The following is a 15,474-nucleotide window of genomic DNA, read 5'->3' as shown; positions in this document are numbered from 1 at the left end:
CGACGCCACGGCTCGTCGCGCCACGGCTCGTCGCGCTACGGCTCGTTCGCGCTACAACTTGTCGACGGTCGAGCGGTCGGCACCGGAGATCGCCTTGTACAGCAGGTACGCGCCGAAGACGAGGGCGCTGATCACCAGGATCGGGAACAGCCCCTTGATCAGCGCACCGATGACGGCCAGTGCGATCCAGACGACCGCCACGACACCGATGATCTTCCACAGCATTTCCAGCCTCCTGGATGTCTCCTCCGATCGCCCGTCCGGCGACCCGATACGTCCAGCCTGGCAGCCCGAAGGCGGGAAATCAGCAGGTCAACGGCGATATCCGGGTGGAAATCAGGGTTCACCCCGAGCCGCGGGGGGACGCGGTGGGTGGCGGGCCCGGGGGTCAGCGGACCCGCGACCGCGCGGTGTCCAGGACGGGACGGTCGGCGATCTCGGTGAGCGCTTGCGCCCAGCCGTCCAGCCGGTCGGCGGCGTGGCGCAGGTCGGCCACGATGCCCTCGAATTGATAGGTGACCACCGAACTCTCGGGTACCGCCAGCACATGTCCGGCGGCGGCGAGCACCTGCTCGTATTCGCCCACACCGGCCTCGAGGCGGGCCAGCGCGCCGCGGGTGGACTCGGCCAGCGCCGCCGCCGCCTGCGGGTTGCCCCGGCCGATCACGTCGAGCGCCTGTTCCATCTGCACGATGTCGGCGGCCAGCGCGTGCAGTGCCGCGGCGCCGGAGGCGGCGGTCTCCACCATCTCGACCAGTTCGTCGGGCGGGAGTCGACGACCTGCGGCGATCTGGGTGGTGACGCCGTGCATCGCCCGCTCCGCCCGGACCAGGCGGGCGATGGGCGCGCGGGCGGCCGAACGCAGCGGCGGCTGGCGGCGGGGCTGGAAGCGCGGCTGCGGCAGCGGGGCGCCGCGCATGCGCAGGTACCGGCGGGTGCTGACAGCGGCGCCGGTGACCGCGGCGATCGCACCGCCGCCCAGGGCGAGTACCGCCCACACCGGCGCGGAGACGACGACCAGGCCGAGGGTGCCCACCGTCGTCAGGCCGGAGACCGTGCCCAGCTGGACACTGCGCCTGCGGGCACGCCTGCGCCTGCGCAGTTCGCGCTCGCGCGGGTCGGCCCAGCGGCGGACCGCGACGAGGGCGTACTCGCCCATGTCGCGCAGCGTTTCGGGCAGGGTCCCCGCCTGCGGCGTGCCGTACGGTGCGGGCGCGGACGCGGCGGGAATTCGCTTGCGGCTCATCTGTTTCCTCACACCTGTCGCGACCGAGGGCACCGACGGCTCACCGGATCGCGGGTCTCACTGCTGGGCGGTCTGGCCCTTGTTCATCTGGGGCTGGGCCTGCGCCGGGTCGGCCTGGGCGGGATTGATCGCGGGGTTGGCGCCACCGGCGGGCAGCGACTCGCCACGCATGGAGGCGCGGATCTGCTCGAGCCTGCTGTGGCCGGCCATCTGCACGCTGGCCTGCTGGACCTCCATCATCCGGCCCTGCACCGAGTTCTGGGCCAGCTCGGCGGCGCCGAGGGCATTGGCGTAGCGGCGCTCGATCTTCTCGCGGACCGCGTCCAGGCTGGGCGTGCTGCCGGGCGCCGACAGCGTGGAGTCCATCTGCTGCAGCGAGGCCGAGACCTGCTCCTGCATCTTGGCCTGCTCGAGCTGGCTGAGCAGCTTGGTGCGCTCGGCGACCTTCTGCTGCAGCAGCATCGCGTTCTGCTCCACCGCCTTCTTGGCCTGGGCGGCGGCCTGCAGCGACTGGTCGTGCAGCACCTTGAGGTCCTCGACGGCCTGCTCGGCGGTGACCAGCTGCGCGGCGAACGCCTCGGCGGCGTTGGTGTACTGGATCGCCTTCTCGGTGTCGCCCGCGGCGCTGGCCTGGTCGGCGAGCATGACGGCCTGGCGGGCGTTGGCGTTGAGCTTCTCGACCTCGTCGAGCTGCCGGTTCAGCTTCATCTCCAGCTGGCGCTGGTTGCCGATGACCGACGCGGCCTGCTGCGAGAGGGCCTGGTGCTGGCGCTGGGCTTCCTCGATAGCCTGCTGGATCTGCACCTTCGGATCCGCGTGCTCCTCGATCTTGGAGTCGAAGAGGGCCATCAGGTACTTCCAGGCCTTGACGAACGGATTAGCCATCGATTGATCCCGCCTCCATCTGATGTACCGCTTGACGCGGCCAGGGCACGCGACCCTCGCGCACCCGGTTGTCCTTATCCTCCACGATGCGGCACCTGGACCGGACCGGCCGGCCCAACCGACGCTTACTACAGAATCTAGCCGCTTTCGGCGTCCGCCCCCAGTGAAGACGACGGCCGGGTCACCGGTTGCGCGGGCTCAGTTGCTCTTCACCAGCACCAGCATGTCCGCCGTGGGGGCGGGAATCACGATGCGGGTGTCCTCGTCGATCTGCGGGCGGACGGCGCCCGCGGCCGACATGGTCGCGCCGGCGGGTTCGCCGACGGGGGCGTCCTGTTCGGCGGTCGCGGCCTCCTCGTGCGGGGTGGGTTCGGTCGCGGCCGGTTCCTCGACCGGCACCGCGTCCGTCCCGGCCATGATCGTGCTCACGTCCCACAGCACCCGCGACAGCGGCACGTCCAGCGCGTCGCAGATGGCGGCGAGCAATTCGCTCGACGCCTCCTTGCGACCCCGTTCGACCTCCGACAGATACCCCAGGCTCACGCGCGCCGAGGTGGAGACCTCACGCAGGGTCCGGTGCTGGGCGAGACGTGCACGCCGCAGACTGTCGCCGATCGCCTCTCGCAGCAGCGTCATCTCGATCTCCTTCGCTCCCGATCACCGTGCCCGCTCCGGCAGCCTCGCCTGGCGCGCACCGCTCTTTCTGGCACAACGTCCCGCGGCGCGCGGTGGTTCCCGCCCGGCGAACTCCGGCGGAGCGTCCCGAGCGTTCTCAACCGCTCCGGACGCACCGCAGCAGCTCCGCCACCGCGCGCTGGGCCGCGGTGTGTCTGATGGTCCACCGCTGTCCGGCCAGCCGCAACCGCATGACCTCGGTGTGCCACGGCCCGGACAGCCCGAGGAACACCGTCCCCACCGGGTGCCCGCCCTGGGTGTCGGGTCCGGCGACGCCGGTGAGGCCGACGCCCCAGTCCGACCCGCAGCGGGCGCGGGCACCGACGGCGAGCTGTTCGGCGGTGCTGGCCGCGACCGGCCCCTCCGTCGCGAGCAACTCCGCGCTCACCCCGGCCAGGGTGTGCTTGAGGTCGGTGGCGTACACCACCAGGCCACCGCGCAGTACGGCGCTGGCACCCGGCACGCCCGCCAGGGTGGCGCTGAGCAGGCCCGCGGTGAGCGACTCGGCCGTGGCGACCGTCTGGCCCGCGGCCCGCAAGGCCCGTACCAGCTCGGCGACCGGGGCGTCCCCCGCGAGCGGGTCGGGCACGGCCGCCGGTTCGGACACATCCGCCCCGCTCATGCGCCGCGGGTCCGATGCGTGCCACCGGCGAACCACACCCGCGCCGCCTGGCCCACGTAGTCGAGTCCGGTCACCACCGTCAGCACCAGCGCCACGTACATCAGGATCATTCCCGCCGTCGCGAATCCGCCCGCGAGGGGCAGCAGCAGCACGGCGATGGCGACCGACTGCACCAGCGTCTTCAGTTTGCCGCCGCGGCCGGCCGGGATCACCCCGCGCCGCACCACCACCAGCCGTAGCAGCGTGACCCCGAGTTCTCGGGCGATGATCACCAGCGTGATCCACCACGGCAGGTCACCGAGCGCCGACAGGCCGATCAGCGACGCGCCGATGAGGGCCTTGTCCGCGATGGGGTCGGCGAGCTTGCCGAAGTCGGTGACCAGCCCGTATTTGCGGGCCAGTTGCCCATCGAAGCGGTCGGTGATGGCGGCCAGGCCGAACAGCGCGGCGGCACCGATCCGCCAGCCCGTGTCGTGCCCGCCACCGGCGAACAGCGCGAGCACGAACACCGGAACGATCGCGATGCGGGCCATCGTCAGCACGTTCGCGACGTTGAGGACGGGCACCGCCGCTTCCGAGGGAGCCGCGACGAAACCGGGGCGCCCCGGCACCTGATCCGGGCCGGGGCGCGACATCGCCGTATCGGCGTGACGGCCCTCGATCACGCGGGAACCTCGCTCCCGCGCGACGCCCGCGACGTCACAGCCTGCGGTTGCGCTGCCCCGGCGCGATGCGGTGAGCGGAACGACAGGATGTGCGGCACACGTTCAGACTATCGGTAACCCGGCCGACTACTGTGCACCCCATGACCTCTCGGGGACCACTAGGTGGTTCGACCAGCGACGCGCCCACCGGCGCGGCCCCGGCCGCGCCCGGCTCCGTCCCGCTCGTGCGACGCGCCCGTACCTCGGACGTGCCCGAGATCAAGCGCCTGGTGGACGTGTACGCCGGTCGCATCCTGCTGGAGAAGAGCCTGGTCACCCTTTACGAGGCGGTCCAGGAGTTCTGGGTGGCGGAGCTGGACGGCCGGGTGGTCGGCTGCGGCGCCCTGCACGTGCTGTGGGCCGATCTGGGCGAGGTGCGCACCGTGGCCGTGCATCCCGACGTCAAGGGCCGCGGGGTGGGCAGGCTGATCGTGCAGCGCCTGATCGAGGTGGCCAGGGAACTGGAGCTGCGCAGGCTGTTCGTGCTGACCTTCGAGGTGGAGTTCTTCGCCAGGCACGGGTTCGTGGAGATCGACGGGACGCCGGTGACCGCCGAGGTGTACGCGGAGATGTGCCGGTCCTACGACACCGGCGTGGCCGAGTTCCTCGACCTCAGTTATGTGAAACCCAACACGCTCGGCAACACCAGGATGTTGCTGACCCTCTGAGCGCCCAGCGCTCGCCCGTTCGATCAGACCCCGCTCGATCACAGCCAGGAGTGACCAGCCCGTGCCGTTCTTCGCCGTCCACTACACCTACTCCGAGGCCACCGTGCCGGGCCGCGACACCCATCGCCCGCGCCATCGCGCCTGGCTGGCCGACCAGCTGACCGCGGGCGCGCTGGTCACCAGCGGCCCCTACACCGACGGATCGGGCGCGCTGCTGCTGTTCCGCGCCGAGAGCGCCGAGGAGCTGCGCGCCCTGCTCGCCGACGACCCCTTCGCCCGCGAGCAGCTCATCGACGCGGTGCGGATCGACGAATGGCTGCCGGTACTCGGCGCGTTCACCGACTGAGCGAGCGGCGACCGGCCTCGGTCACCGGTCCTCGCCGACGCGCGAGCGCACCGCCGACTGGCCGCGTGTCTTGATCAAGCTGGCCACCGTGGCCACGACCAGCACGCCGAGGATGACACTCAGCGAGAGCGGCGTGGAGATCTCCGGCACGCTCACGTGCTCGCCGCCGTTGACGAACGGCAGGGTGTTCTCGTGCAGCGCGTGCAGCACCAGCTTCACGCCGATGAAGGCCAGGATCGCGGCCAGGCCGTAGGACAGGTACACCAGCCGGTCGAGCAGGCCGCCGATCAGGAAGTAGAGCTGGCGCAGGCCCATCAGCGCGAAGGCGTTGGCGGTGAACACCAGGTACGGCTGCTCGGTGAGGCCGTAGATCGCGGGGATCGAGTCCAGCGCGAAGAGCAGGTCGGCGAAGCCGATGGCCAGCAGCGCCAGGGCCAGCGGGGTGAGCGCGCGTGTGCCGTCCACCCGGGTGACGAGCCGGTCGCCGTCGTACTCCTGGGTGGTGGGCACCACCTTCTTGACGAGGGTGACGATGCGGCTGTCGCGTTTCTCCTCGGCCTCCACCTCGTGGCCGCTCTCGCGCATCAACTTGATCGCGGTGTAGATGAGGAAGGCGCCGAACAGGTAGAACACCCAGCTGAAGGCGCTGATCGCGGCGGCACCGACGGCGATGAACGCACCGCGCATCACCAGGGCGAGCACGATGCCGATCAACAGCACCTTCTGCTGGTAGATCCGCGGCACGGCGAAGGTGCTCATGATGATGAGGAAGACGAACAGGTTGTCCACCGAGAGCGCCTTCTCGGTGACGAAACCGGCATAGTACTCCCCGCCGTAGGTCGAGCCCCACCGCCACCACACGTAGCCGCCGAAGGCGAGTGCCAGGCCGATGTACACCGCCGACCAGAAGCCGGACTCCCGGAAGGTGGGTTCGTGGGGGGTGCGCACGTGGGCGTAGAAGTCGAAGACGAAGAGCCCGATAATCACCGCGATGGTGACCACCCACTCGAGCGCGCTCACCTGCATGCGGAACTCCGTTCGACGGTCATGTCAGCCATCATGCCGGATTTGTCTGGTTCTGTCGGCTTTGCGGGTGTGTTGCCATGATTACACAGCGGCGCGGCCGCCCCCGGACAGCGCCTGCGCCACCGCCCGGTGCAGCCGCAGCAGGTCCGGCTCGTCGTCCTCGATCGCCCACGCGATCTCCTCGACCGCCCGCAGGAAGGCCCAGCCCCGGGCCCGCTCGGGATCGATGCCGAGCCAGTCCGCCGTGCGCGCGACGACCGCGGCGGCGTGCGCGGGCTCGGGCGCGCTCTGCACCTGGATCATGATCAGGAAGCCTGCGTCGAAGGCGGCCTCGCCGAGGTAGGACTTCGGGTCGATGAGCAGCCACGGCTCCCGCTCGGCCGCCACGATGTTGCCCAGGTGGGTGTCGCGGTTGACCACCAGCAGCGGCCCGTCCGGTTCGGCCAGGCGCGCACACCAGTCCAGCGCGTCGGCGCGCAGCCGCGGTCCGAGCACCTCGGCGAAACCGGCCGCCGGCCTGCGCAACGCCGCGGTCCACCCGGCGACCATGTCGAGTGCCGCGGGCAGCGGCGGGAATCCGGCGGGCAGTTCGGCGGGCGGACGGCGCAGGCGACGGTACAGCCGGCACGCCAGCTCGATCCGATCCCGGTGCTCCGGCCTGCCCTCCAGGCTCGGGAAGCCCGGCTGGGTCAGCAGTTCGGTGCCGGGCCGCGCCCGTTCGAGCAGCATGGCACCGGTGCCGGGATCGAAGGCGTACAACCGGACCGCGCCGTCGCCGTCGTAGCAAGCCAACCCGGTCGGTTCACCGACGTTCTCCTCGTCCACCACGGGCACCTTCAGCACCGCGTCGGACCCGTCCGCCCGCCGCACCGGCGCCACATAGGAGTGCGTCCCCCCACCGAACCCGGGCCCGGTCACGGTCAGCTCCCATTCGGCACAGCGCTCGGCCACGACGTCGTCGAGCCCGGCGAGCCAGGCCGCCCCGCGCGCGCCGAAGACACGATCGATGGTGGCGGCGACGTCGGTGGGGAGTGAAATGCGCACGGTACAGCCTAGCCGCGTCCGGCCCCGGGCATCCCGTCGTCACCGATCTCGTTGTGCGAAAGTCGGCCCCACGGAGGGCAGGACAGGCGGCGGGGTCCATCGACCGGTCAGTGCGTCGACGCCGGGCTGGTAGATGCGCAGGACGAGGAAGAAGCGCTTCGGTGGACACGGCAGCCAGACATCCGAGTTCGCCGGCGCGGAGGCACCGATCGTGATGAACCACGGATCGTCGCGTCGATGCGCGATGTTCGTCGCAGTCCCGACCGAGTGCCGGGCGCCGGGCGCGTCGTGGAGCCAGCCGGTGTCGGCTTCGTAGACAGTGATGCTCCAGAACGCTTCGGCCGGTGGCGGGACGGACATCTCGATGCGATACGTGGCACCGGCGGATCCATCCAAAGCCGCACCGTGGGCGTCGACATAGGTGTTGTAGGAGCAGTTCTCCTCGACGACGTTGGCTCCCAGACCCACGAAGTTCATGACGGCGCGGGCGAGAAAATTGTCGCCGTGGGCGCCTTTGTCCAGCACTTGCGTCCAGCCGGTGCCGATCGGTCGGCCGAGGAGTGGACGAGATTGCGCCAGCAGCTCCATCGCGTCGCGAAACCCGGCCTCGGCTCCCCGCCGGATCGCCGCGTCCGAGCGCACCGGACCGCCCCGATGCGAGCCGACGCCCAGAGTGCGGAATTGCCCGACGTAGGCGGCGTCGCGGATCGGCACGCCGTTGACCCGCAGGGACGTGTCGAGGGCGGTGAGGAAAGCCTCTGCGGAGACCTCCACCTGTTCCTGCGTCACGACAGGCCATGGGCGGCGGGTGTCACCTGGCCTGTGAAGCGTGACGGAATCCTGCAGCCGATGGACCTCGGGCAGATCATCGGCGTCGAACACCTGGATCCGCATCAGTATCCACATCAGCGGGGTGGCGACCCGAAAGAGCGTGAACCCCGCGGGAACGGGCCCGTTCCAGCCGGGCGTGGCCACCAGGAATCGGCGGAGTCCCGGATGCGTGCGCGCGCTGATGTTGCTGGCATTGCTGTAGGCGTCGAGGAAGTTGAGGGTGTAATAGCGACCGCCGAAGTCGGGGAGTTCGATGCATACGGGGCCGTCGGTGAGATCGAGCCAGGCATTGGAGTACAGGGTGTCCACGTTGGGAACCCGAAAGGCTTGGTACCCGGGACCGGCGATTGCCCGGCCGTGTGCGAATTCGCCTAGTTTCCAATTACTTCCATTCTCGGCCGGTGCGCACTGCGCACACATGCTCGCGTATTGGTAGACGCTGGGCAAACCGTAGACAACGGCCTGCATGGTCAGCGCCCGGGCGAGCTTCTCCCGCGCTCGGGCCTGCGACGGGACGACATCGAATCGCTGCGACGCCGTCAGTTGCTCGGCTGATGCCGGATCGTAGACATCCACCGCGGATCCCCTTTCGCTTTCCGACCGATCACCGGTCGGCGTGGTTCTCATTCCTGTGTCCTTTCGATCGATCCGCCGGTGCGGCACACGTCGAGGACCACCCGGCACCTCGGCGGGCCGTCCTGCCCGCCGATCCTCCCGGCGGACAGGCGCATGGTGATTGACATCACGCCACGCTACTGGTGAACTGACATCAGTTCAAGTACAGCGAACGGAGGAATTCTCATGGCTGGGTTCGGGAGATTCGTGGCTGCGGTGAGTACAGCCCTGATCCTCGGCGCGACGACCGCGGCCTGCGGTGGCGCGGCCGGTACCACCGCACCGGTGGAGGGCGGTTGGGACGACGTGATCGCCGCCGCGAAAGAAGAAGGATCCGTGCTGCTGTATTCCAGCCAGAATCCCGCGATCCTGGAGAGCTTGAAAGCCGCGTGGCAGGCGAAATACCCGACGATCACGCTGGAATTCGTCCGCGGCACCGACGTGGACATGATCCCCCGCGTCGAGGCGGAGAGCCGCACCGGGCGCGGCATCGCAGACGTCCATGTCGTGACGGACGCCCCTTGGATCGCCGCCGCGGCCGAGTCGGGAGAATACTCCCAGCAGCTACTCGGACCGAGCTTCCGAGATCCGGCGTATCAGCCGGAGCGAAGTGTCGAACACGACAGGTTCTTCCTGAACACCGCCGCGACATTCGGTATGGGCTGGAACACCGACGCCGTTCCGGGCGGATTGCGGGACCCGCGTGAGGTCCTCGATCCGAAATTCGCCGGAAAGATCGGCATCGTGAATCCCGTCGGGATCGCCTCCTTCGTCGATCTCTACGACTACTATCGCGAGAATTTCGGCGACGACTACGTCGACCGTCTCGCCGACCTCAACCCGCGCATCTACCCCAGTGCGCTGGGTGTCGCCCAGGCGCTGTCTTCGGGCGAGGTCGCGGTCTCACCGATGGTGCAACCGCTGGTCCGCGAGAAGGAGAAGGGCGCGCCCGTCGACTGGGCGCTGCCACAGCCGTCGTGGGGGACGCCGTTCTACGGCCACATCACCTCGACCGCGCCGCACCCGAACGCGGCACAACTCCTGGCCGACTTCATGGTCAGCCGTGAAGGACAGACCGCGCAGGCCATCGGCGTCGCGACCGCGCTGCCCGACATCCCCGGCGCCACCGCCGACGCCCACGAGGTGCAGACGCCCGATCCCCAGAGGCTGACCACCGAATACGTGAACGAGTCCGCCCAGAAGTGGCAACAACTGTTCGCGCGCTGAGCCGAATCACGGTGCGCCGTCGACGACGAGGGCGATGGCTGCGAGTCCGAGTAGCGAAACCGACACCGACATGAGCAATGCGCGTCCCGCGGTGGCCGAGCGCAGGTGGATCACTCCGTCGTCGGTCACCGCCAGCCGCTGGTGTAGCGACGCTGGACGGAGCAGGCCGACGAGGACGATCGCGGCCGTGGCCGCGCCCAGCGCGATGAGCGACAGCGCGACGTACGCGCCACCTCTTGCCGCGGTCACCCGGATTCCGATCAGAACGAAGATCACCAGGGAGCATCCGGTGCGCCGCCAAGCCAAGGCCGTCCGTTCGACCTGTAGGCCACCGTCGGACAGCGCGACAGCGGGGGCCGGCTCGGCGGAGTTCGCCGGCCGCCTCATGCCAGCATCGACCACAGGACCATGCCGCTCGCGGCGACGACGGCGACGGCCAGCGGGGCCGCCAGGTGTGGTGCGGGCAGGGGCGCGCCTTCGCGCAGGCTGCGTTCGGTGCGCGCCCACGCGGCCCATGCCTGGATCGGCAGCACGACCGAGCAACCGACGAGGAGCGCGGCGGCCACGGCACCGGCCGTCGATCCCCGCCCGACATCGAAGACGTACAGCGCCACCCCCGCCGCCATCAGCGCCAACGATGTCCGGATCCACGCGAGGTAGGTTCGCTCGTTCGCCAGACTGAAGCGCGCGTCGGGTTCCGTGCCCCTGCTGTATACGCGACGGGGGAACCGGCGCGAGTTCGACGGCTGGGCGTTCGCCACCACGGCAACCTCCTTGCTGGTATGGCCTGGCAGACGGATCGTCACCAGCAATTCTAATTGAGTTCATTTCAACAACGGATCGGAGGCCCGATGTCACCGGGTGATACACGTGCACAATGTCTTCGTGCCACCGCCGCCGACCTGCAGATCTGGGGTTTTCCCCGCATCTTCGCCCAGCGCCTGCGGTTCCGATTCACCCAGCCATTCACCCCGAACGCCCCGCGACCGCCGACGTCGGCCGGGGCGCCTATCAACACGATGGGCCATCAACGCCGACTGGCCGACCCGACCTCGAGCAGCGGCGTGGCTCCGAACGTGGACACTCTCTACTCCCTCGCTTTCCTCGACCTCGACGGAGAGCCGTTCACCGTGCGGTTGCCGGATTTCGGTACTCGCTACTACAGCGTCCAGATCGGCGAGGCCGATTCGTCCACTGCGGCGGTGCTCGGCCGACGTACGCACGGGCCGCGGGTACCCGAGATCCTCATTCGTCGCGACAACCGGCCCTCACCCGCACCGGCCGGCGCCCTCGTCGTCGCCTGCCGGTCGCGCTTCGTGATGGTGGCGGTTCGGATCCTCGTCGACCCCGGCGACGAACACGACCTGCGCACCGTCGTCGGGCTGCAGGATCGCATCGAAGTGACCGGGTCGCACCGGCCCGATCCCGCGACACCACAGTCTGTGGCGGCACGAAACCGCGCGGACGAACTGCACCGGCCTGCCGCCTTCCTCGACTCGCTGGAGCACGCTTGCGCCGGCCTGCCCGACACCGACATCCCCGCCTGGGTCCGGCGGGCACGACACGACCTGCGTGCGGTGCTCGACGATGCAACGCTCCTGCCTGCCATCGCACACGGCCTCCGGGACGGGCTCGACGCGATCGAGCACCACGTCAAAGCCCTCGGCCGAACGGTGAACGGCTGGGCGATCAACACCCGCGGTACGGATTTCGGCGATGACCACCTACTTCGCGCGGCGGTCGCGTATTCACAGGTCTACATCAACCCTGCCGAAGAAGCCCTGTACCCGATCTGTGAGATGGACGATCGAAACGAGCAGCTCAACGGCTCTCGCGAATACCGTCTCACCTTCGCGGCCGACCGGTTTCCGCCCGTCGCATTCTTCTGGTCCCTCACCGTCTACCACATCAAGGGCCTGCTCTACGACAACGAGATCGACCGCTATGCCATCAGCGATCGAACCGCGGGACTGCGACCGAATCCCGACGGATCATTGACCATCCACCTGCAAACCGCTCGCCCGACCGACCCCGACGCGAATTGGCTCCCCTGCCCGCCCGGCGATTTCCGGTTGATGATGCGTCTCTACGGAGTTCTCGACCCGACCTGGAGTCCGCCGATGGTCCGTCGTAAACAGTGCGACTGACCACCACGACGGCCGTGCGATGACATGGGACATCGGTGGCGCAGCAGCTCGCCCGCCCGCCACCGGTATGTTCGGACAGGCCATGTTGACGCTGTTGCCCGCGCTGGCGGGGTTCGCCTTTCTCGATTCGCTGGACCTGCTGCTGGTCGGTGTGACGGCGGCGGTGGTGTACGACAGCCGGTTGCGCAGGCGCTCGCCGGTGCCGGGCGGGGCGAGTTTCCTCGCCGGGGTTTTCGTGACGACGGTGGCGTTCGGGGTCTGCACGGTGCTCGGCATCGGCTGGCTCACCGACCTGGTCGACTTCCGGCTCACCCCTGCCATCCGCTACCGGGGTGAGCTGGCCGCGGGGACGATTCTGCTGGTGCTGGCGGCGCTGCCGTCGACCGGCGAGCGCACGCCGCCCCGCTGGGCGGTCGAATTACGCGGCCGCCCAGCGGTTCTCGCCGCCACGGGACTGGCGATCGGCATCGTCCAGTCGGCCACCTCGGTGCCGTATCTGGCGGGCCTGGCGATGCTCTCCGCGCACGGCACCGCGCTGTGGCCGGTGATCCTGCCGGTCTACGGCGTGATCGCGCTGCTGCCGCCGGTGCTCGTCCTGGTGCTGGCCACGCGCCGCACCGTGGGCGCGCGCCGCGCGTATCGCGCGATCGTGCGCGGCATCACCCGGTTCGGGCCACCGTCGGTGCGCGTCCTGTTCGCCGTGGCGGGGGCCGCCCTGGTGCTGGACGCGCTGGCCCACCCGGGGGACCTGTGGTGAGCGACTATTCGCCGTCCGCGCCGCCCTCGGCGGGGCCGCCGCCGCGGATGGAGTAGAGCAGCCCGTCGAGTTCGTCCGGCTTGACCAGCACGTCGCGCGCCTTGGAGCCCTCGCTGGGCCCGACCACGCCGCGGGTCTCCATGAGGTCCATGAGCCGGCCGGCCTTGGCGAAGCCCACCCGCAGTTTGCGTTGCAGCATCGAGGTGGAACCGAACTGCGAGGTGACCACCAATTCCACGGCCTGGAGCAGCAGGTCGAGGTCGTCGCCGATGTCGGGGTCGACGTCCTTCTTCTCCCCCGCCTTGGCCGCGGTGACGCCCTCCTGGTACTCGGGCTCGGCCTGGTTCTTGGTGAACTCGACGACGGCGTGGATCTCCTCGTCGCTGATGAAGGCGCCCTGCAGACGGGTGGGCTTGCTCGCGCCCATCGGCAGGAACAGGCCGTCGCCCATGCCGATCAGCTTCTCCGCGCCGGGCTGATCCAGGATGACGCGCGAGTCGGTGAGCGAGGAGGTCGCGAACGCCAGCCGGGAGGGCACGTTCGTCTTGATGAGGCCGGTCACCACGTCCACCGAGGGGCGCTGGGTGGCCAGCACCAGGTGGATGCCCGCCGCGCGCGCCTTCTGGGTGATGCGCACGATCGCGTCCTCGACGTCACGGGGCGCGGTCATCATCAGGTCCGCCAGCTCGTCCACGATGGCGAGAATGTAGGGGTAGGGCCGGTACACGCGCTCGCTGCCCAGCGGCGCCGTGATCGCGCCGGACTTGACCTTCTTGTTGAAGTCGTCGATGTGGCGGACCTTGTTGGCCTGCATGTCCTGGTAGCGCTGCTCCATCTCCTCCACCAGCCAGGCCAGCGCGGCGGCCGCCTTCTTCGGCTGGGTGATGATGGGCGTGATCAGGTGCGGAATGCCCTCGTAGGGGGTGAGCTCGACCATCTTCGGGTCGATGAGGATCATCCGCACCTCGTCGGGGGTGGCCCGCTGCAGCAGCGAGACCAGCATCGAGTTCACGAAACTCGACTTGCCGGAGCCGGTGGAACCGGCGACCAGCAGGTGCGGCATCTTGGCCAGGTTCGCCGAGACGAACTCGCCCTCGATGTTCTTGCCGAGGCCGATCACCAGCGGATGGTGATCGTTGCGGGTCGAGGGCGCCTTGAGCACGTCGGCCAGGCGCACCAGCTCGCGATCGGCGTTGGGCACCTCGATGCCCACCGCGGACTTGCCGGGGATCGGCGCGAGCAACCGCACGTTCTCGGTGGCCACCGCATAGGCGATGTTGCGGGCCAGCGCGGTGATCTTCTCCACCTTCACGCCGGGACCGAGCTCCACCTCGTAGCGGGTGACCGTCGGGCCGCGCACGAAGCCGGTGACCGCCGCGTCGATCTTGAACTGCACCAGCACCTCGGTGATCGCCTCGATCATAGATTCGTTGGCGGCGCTGCGCTTCTTGGGTGGGTCGCCGTCGGTGAGCAGGTTCATCGGCGGCAACGTGTAGTCGCCCTCGATCACCCGGTCGGCCACGAACTCCGGTTCCGGGGGCGGCGGCGGGGTCTGGTCGGCCACCGGCGGCGCCGGGCGCTTCTTCGGCTTGGGCGGCTCGGCGGGCGGGCTCGCGGCGATCGGCTTCGGATCGCGCAGCGGCGGCTCACCGGGCAGCGTGTCGCCGAGTACCTCGGTGACGGCGTCGGACCCGGCGAACTCGTCGGGCGGGTAGTTCTCCTCCGGGGTGCGCCCGCGGCGGCGGGACCGGCCGTGGTGCAGCGGGAAACCGTCGGCGTCGTAGCCGATGGGGTCGAAACCGCCGTCGTAGTCGCCGTATTCGTCGCCACCGCTGGCCGTGCCGAAGATCTCGCGCAGCCGGGCGGGGACCTCGCGAACGGTGGTACCGGTGACGAGCAGGACGCCGAAGACGATGGCCAGCACCAGGATCGGCACCGCCAGCCAGGCGGTGAGCCCGTCGGCCAGTGGGCCGCCGAGCACGTAGCCCACGAATCCCGCCGCGTGCGCGCGGCCCGCGGCATCGGTCGGCGCGCCCGCGGCCAGATGCCAGACGCCCAGGGCGGGCAAGCCGATCAGCAGGCCGCCGAGCACCAGGCGCGGCCGGATCTCCGGGCGCGGCTCGGTGCGCATCAACACGATCGCGATGCCGGTGGCGACGAAAGGCAGTGCGGCCGAGGCGGAACCGGAGATCGCCCGGATGACGCCCTCCACCCAGCGTCCGATGGGCCCGCCCGCCGAGAGCCAGACGGCCGCGGCGATCACCCCGCTCAGGCCGAGCAGGGCCAGCGCGATGCCGTCGCGGCGGTGACCGTGTTCGATCTCGCCGGCCCGGCTCAGTGTCCGGGTGGTGGCGCCGATACCACGCGCCAGCATCGTCCAGCCGCCGCTGATGCCGCGGCCGAGCACCGCCAACGGCGCGGTGTCGGACCGGCGACGGGCGGGCTTGCGCGCCGGTGTGGCGCGGGCTCGGGGCGCCGCGCCCGCACGCGGGGTACCGCTCGCGCGCGGCGTGCGAGACCGTGCCGCCGTCGTCCGCCCCCGGGCCGATCCCGCCCGCGCCCGACTGGTCGTGGTGCTGCGGGACTTACCTGCCATGCCCCCAGGCTAGCCGCAATCGCCCCATCGAGACCATCCGCAACACCAGTACCGCCCACCTCATCGGGATGAACATCACGGGACG

The 15,474-nt window shown here is 69.9% G+C and carries 17 protein-coding genes; 5 read left to right on the top strand and 12 right to left on the bottom strand.

Translation table 11 applies throughout. The features are described from left to right. Nucleotides 1–51 precede the first annotated feature (51 nt). The 6 genes from AMO33_RS32020 to pgsA all read right to left on the bottom strand — a co-directional run bounded on the left by AMO33_RS32020 (nucleotide 52) and on the right by pgsA (nucleotide 4,063). Nucleotides 52–225: a hypothetical protein gene (locus AMO33_RS32020; RefSeq protein WP_011210386.1), complete on the bottom strand. Its 174-nt coding sequence runs from the start codon at nucleotides 223–225 to the stop codon at nucleotides 52–54. A gap of 163 nt (nucleotides 226–388) precedes the next feature. Next, nucleotides 389–1,246, bottom strand: coding sequence for a phage shock envelope stress response protein PspM (pspM, locus tag AMO33_RS00220; RefSeq protein WP_220276232.1), 858 nt, complete (start codon nucleotides 1,244–1,246; stop codon nucleotides 389–391). Nucleotides 1,247–1,303: 57 nt separating this feature from the next. Continuing rightward, entirely contained in the window at nucleotides 1,304–2,131 is an 828-nt protein-coding gene (locus AMO33_RS00215; RefSeq protein WP_011210388.1) for a PspA/IM30 family protein, read from the bottom strand. A gap of 198 nt (nucleotides 2,132–2,329) precedes the next feature. Beyond that, nucleotides 2,330–2,767, bottom strand: a complete 438-nt coding sequence (locus tag AMO33_RS00210; RefSeq protein WP_060589707.1) for a helix-turn-helix domain-containing protein — start codon at nucleotides 2,765–2,767, stop codon at nucleotides 2,330–2,332. 136 nt (nucleotides 2,768–2,903) lie between these two features. Then, nucleotides 2,904–3,395, bottom strand: coding sequence for a CinA family protein (locus AMO33_RS00205; RefSeq protein WP_041561198.1), 492 nt, complete (start codon nucleotides 3,393–3,395; stop codon nucleotides 2,904–2,906). A gap of 29 nt (nucleotides 3,396–3,424) precedes the next feature. Further along, nucleotides 3,425–4,063 (bottom strand): CDP-diacylglycerol--glycerol-3-phosphate 3-phosphatidyltransferase, encoded by a 639-nt coding sequence (gene pgsA / locus AMO33_RS00200; RefSeq protein WP_041560267.1) that lies wholly within the window; start codon nucleotides 4,061–4,063, stop codon nucleotides 3,425–3,427. A gap of 170 nt (nucleotides 4,064–4,233) precedes the next feature. Between pgsA and AMO33_RS00195 the strand changes: the two genes are divergently transcribed. Then, the gene (locus AMO33_RS00195; protein WP_011210392.1) at nucleotides 4,234–4,800 is read left to right on the top strand and encodes an amino-acid N-acetyltransferase; all 567 of its coding nucleotides are present in this window, start codon (nucleotides 4,234–4,236) and stop codon (nucleotides 4,798–4,800) included. A 61-nt stretch (nucleotides 4,801–4,861) separates the two neighbouring features. Further along, complete coding sequence (locus AMO33_RS00190; protein WP_011210393.1) at nucleotides 4,862–5,146, top strand: YciI family protein; 285 nt, start codon at nucleotides 4,862–4,864, stop codon at nucleotides 5,144–5,146. A 21-nt stretch (nucleotides 5,147–5,167) separates the two neighbouring features. On the opposite strand, the gene AMO33_RS00185 is transcribed toward AMO33_RS00190, so the two are convergent. The 3 genes from AMO33_RS00185 to AMO33_RS00175 form a co-directional block, all read right to left on the bottom strand. Then, the gene (locus AMO33_RS00185; RefSeq protein WP_011210394.1) at nucleotides 5,168–6,172 is read right to left on the bottom strand and encodes a TerC family protein; all 1,005 of its coding nucleotides are present in this window, start codon (nucleotides 6,170–6,172) and stop codon (nucleotides 5,168–5,170) included. Nucleotides 6,173–6,253: 81 nt separating this feature from the next. Next, nucleotides 6,254–7,216: an aminoglycoside phosphotransferase family protein gene (locus AMO33_RS00180; RefSeq protein WP_060589706.1), complete on the bottom strand. Its 963-nt coding sequence runs from the start codon at nucleotides 7,214–7,216 to the stop codon at nucleotides 6,254–6,256. Nucleotides 7,217–7,255: 39 nt separating this feature from the next. After that, on the bottom strand, nucleotides 7,256–8,674 hold the full coding sequence (locus tag AMO33_RS00175; RefSeq protein WP_082668535.1) for a DUF1254 domain-containing protein: 1,419 nt from the start codon (nucleotides 8,672–8,674) through the stop codon (nucleotides 7,256–7,258). Nucleotides 8,675–8,848: 174 nt separating this feature from the next. Between AMO33_RS00175 and AMO33_RS00170 the strand changes: the two genes are divergently transcribed. Next, nucleotides 8,849–9,889 carry an ABC transporter substrate-binding protein gene (locus AMO33_RS00170; protein WP_060589703.1) on the top strand — a complete coding sequence of 347 codons (1,041 nt, stop codon included), beginning with the start codon at nucleotides 8,849–8,851 and terminating at the stop codon, nucleotides 9,887–9,889. 6 nt (nucleotides 9,890–9,895) lie between these two features. Here the strand turns inward: AMO33_RS00170 and AMO33_RS00165 are convergent, their stop codons facing one another. Beyond that, a complete protein-coding gene (locus tag AMO33_RS00165) occupies nucleotides 9,896–10,165 on the bottom strand; it encodes a hypothetical protein (protein WP_240327353.1) in 270 nt (89 codons plus the stop codon). A 107-nt stretch (nucleotides 10,166–10,272) separates the two neighbouring features. Continuing rightward, entirely contained in the window at nucleotides 10,273–10,695 is a 423-nt protein-coding gene (locus tag AMO33_RS00160; RefSeq protein ID WP_240327351.1) for a YidH family protein, read from the bottom strand. Between the two features lie 45 nt (nucleotides 10,696–10,740). Between AMO33_RS00160 and AMO33_RS00155 the strand changes: the two genes are divergently transcribed. After that, a complete protein-coding gene (locus AMO33_RS00155) occupies nucleotides 10,741–12,036 on the top strand; it encodes a DUF1254 domain-containing protein (RefSeq protein ID WP_082668534.1) in 1,296 nt (431 codons plus the stop codon). Nucleotides 12,037–12,118: 82 nt separating this feature from the next. After that, the gene (locus AMO33_RS00150; RefSeq protein WP_060593209.1) at nucleotides 12,119–12,793 is read left to right on the top strand and encodes a GAP family protein; all 675 of its coding nucleotides are present in this window, start codon (nucleotides 12,119–12,121) and stop codon (nucleotides 12,791–12,793) included. 4 nt (nucleotides 12,794–12,797) lie between these two features. Here AMO33_RS00150 and AMO33_RS00145 read toward each other — a convergent pair whose 3' ends face one another. After that, complete coding sequence (locus AMO33_RS00145) at nucleotides 12,798–15,389, bottom strand: DNA translocase FtsK (protein WP_060589698.1); 2,592 nt, start codon at nucleotides 15,387–15,389, stop codon at nucleotides 12,798–12,800. Between the last annotated feature and the right edge of the window lie 85 nt (nucleotides 15,390–15,474).

This window comes from Nocardia farcinica (genome assembly GCF_001182745.1).
GTDB lineage: Bacteria > Actinomycetota > Actinomycetes > Mycobacteriales > Mycobacteriaceae > Nocardia > Nocardia farcinica.
This window is presented reverse-complemented; position numbering and strand designations above follow the sequence as displayed.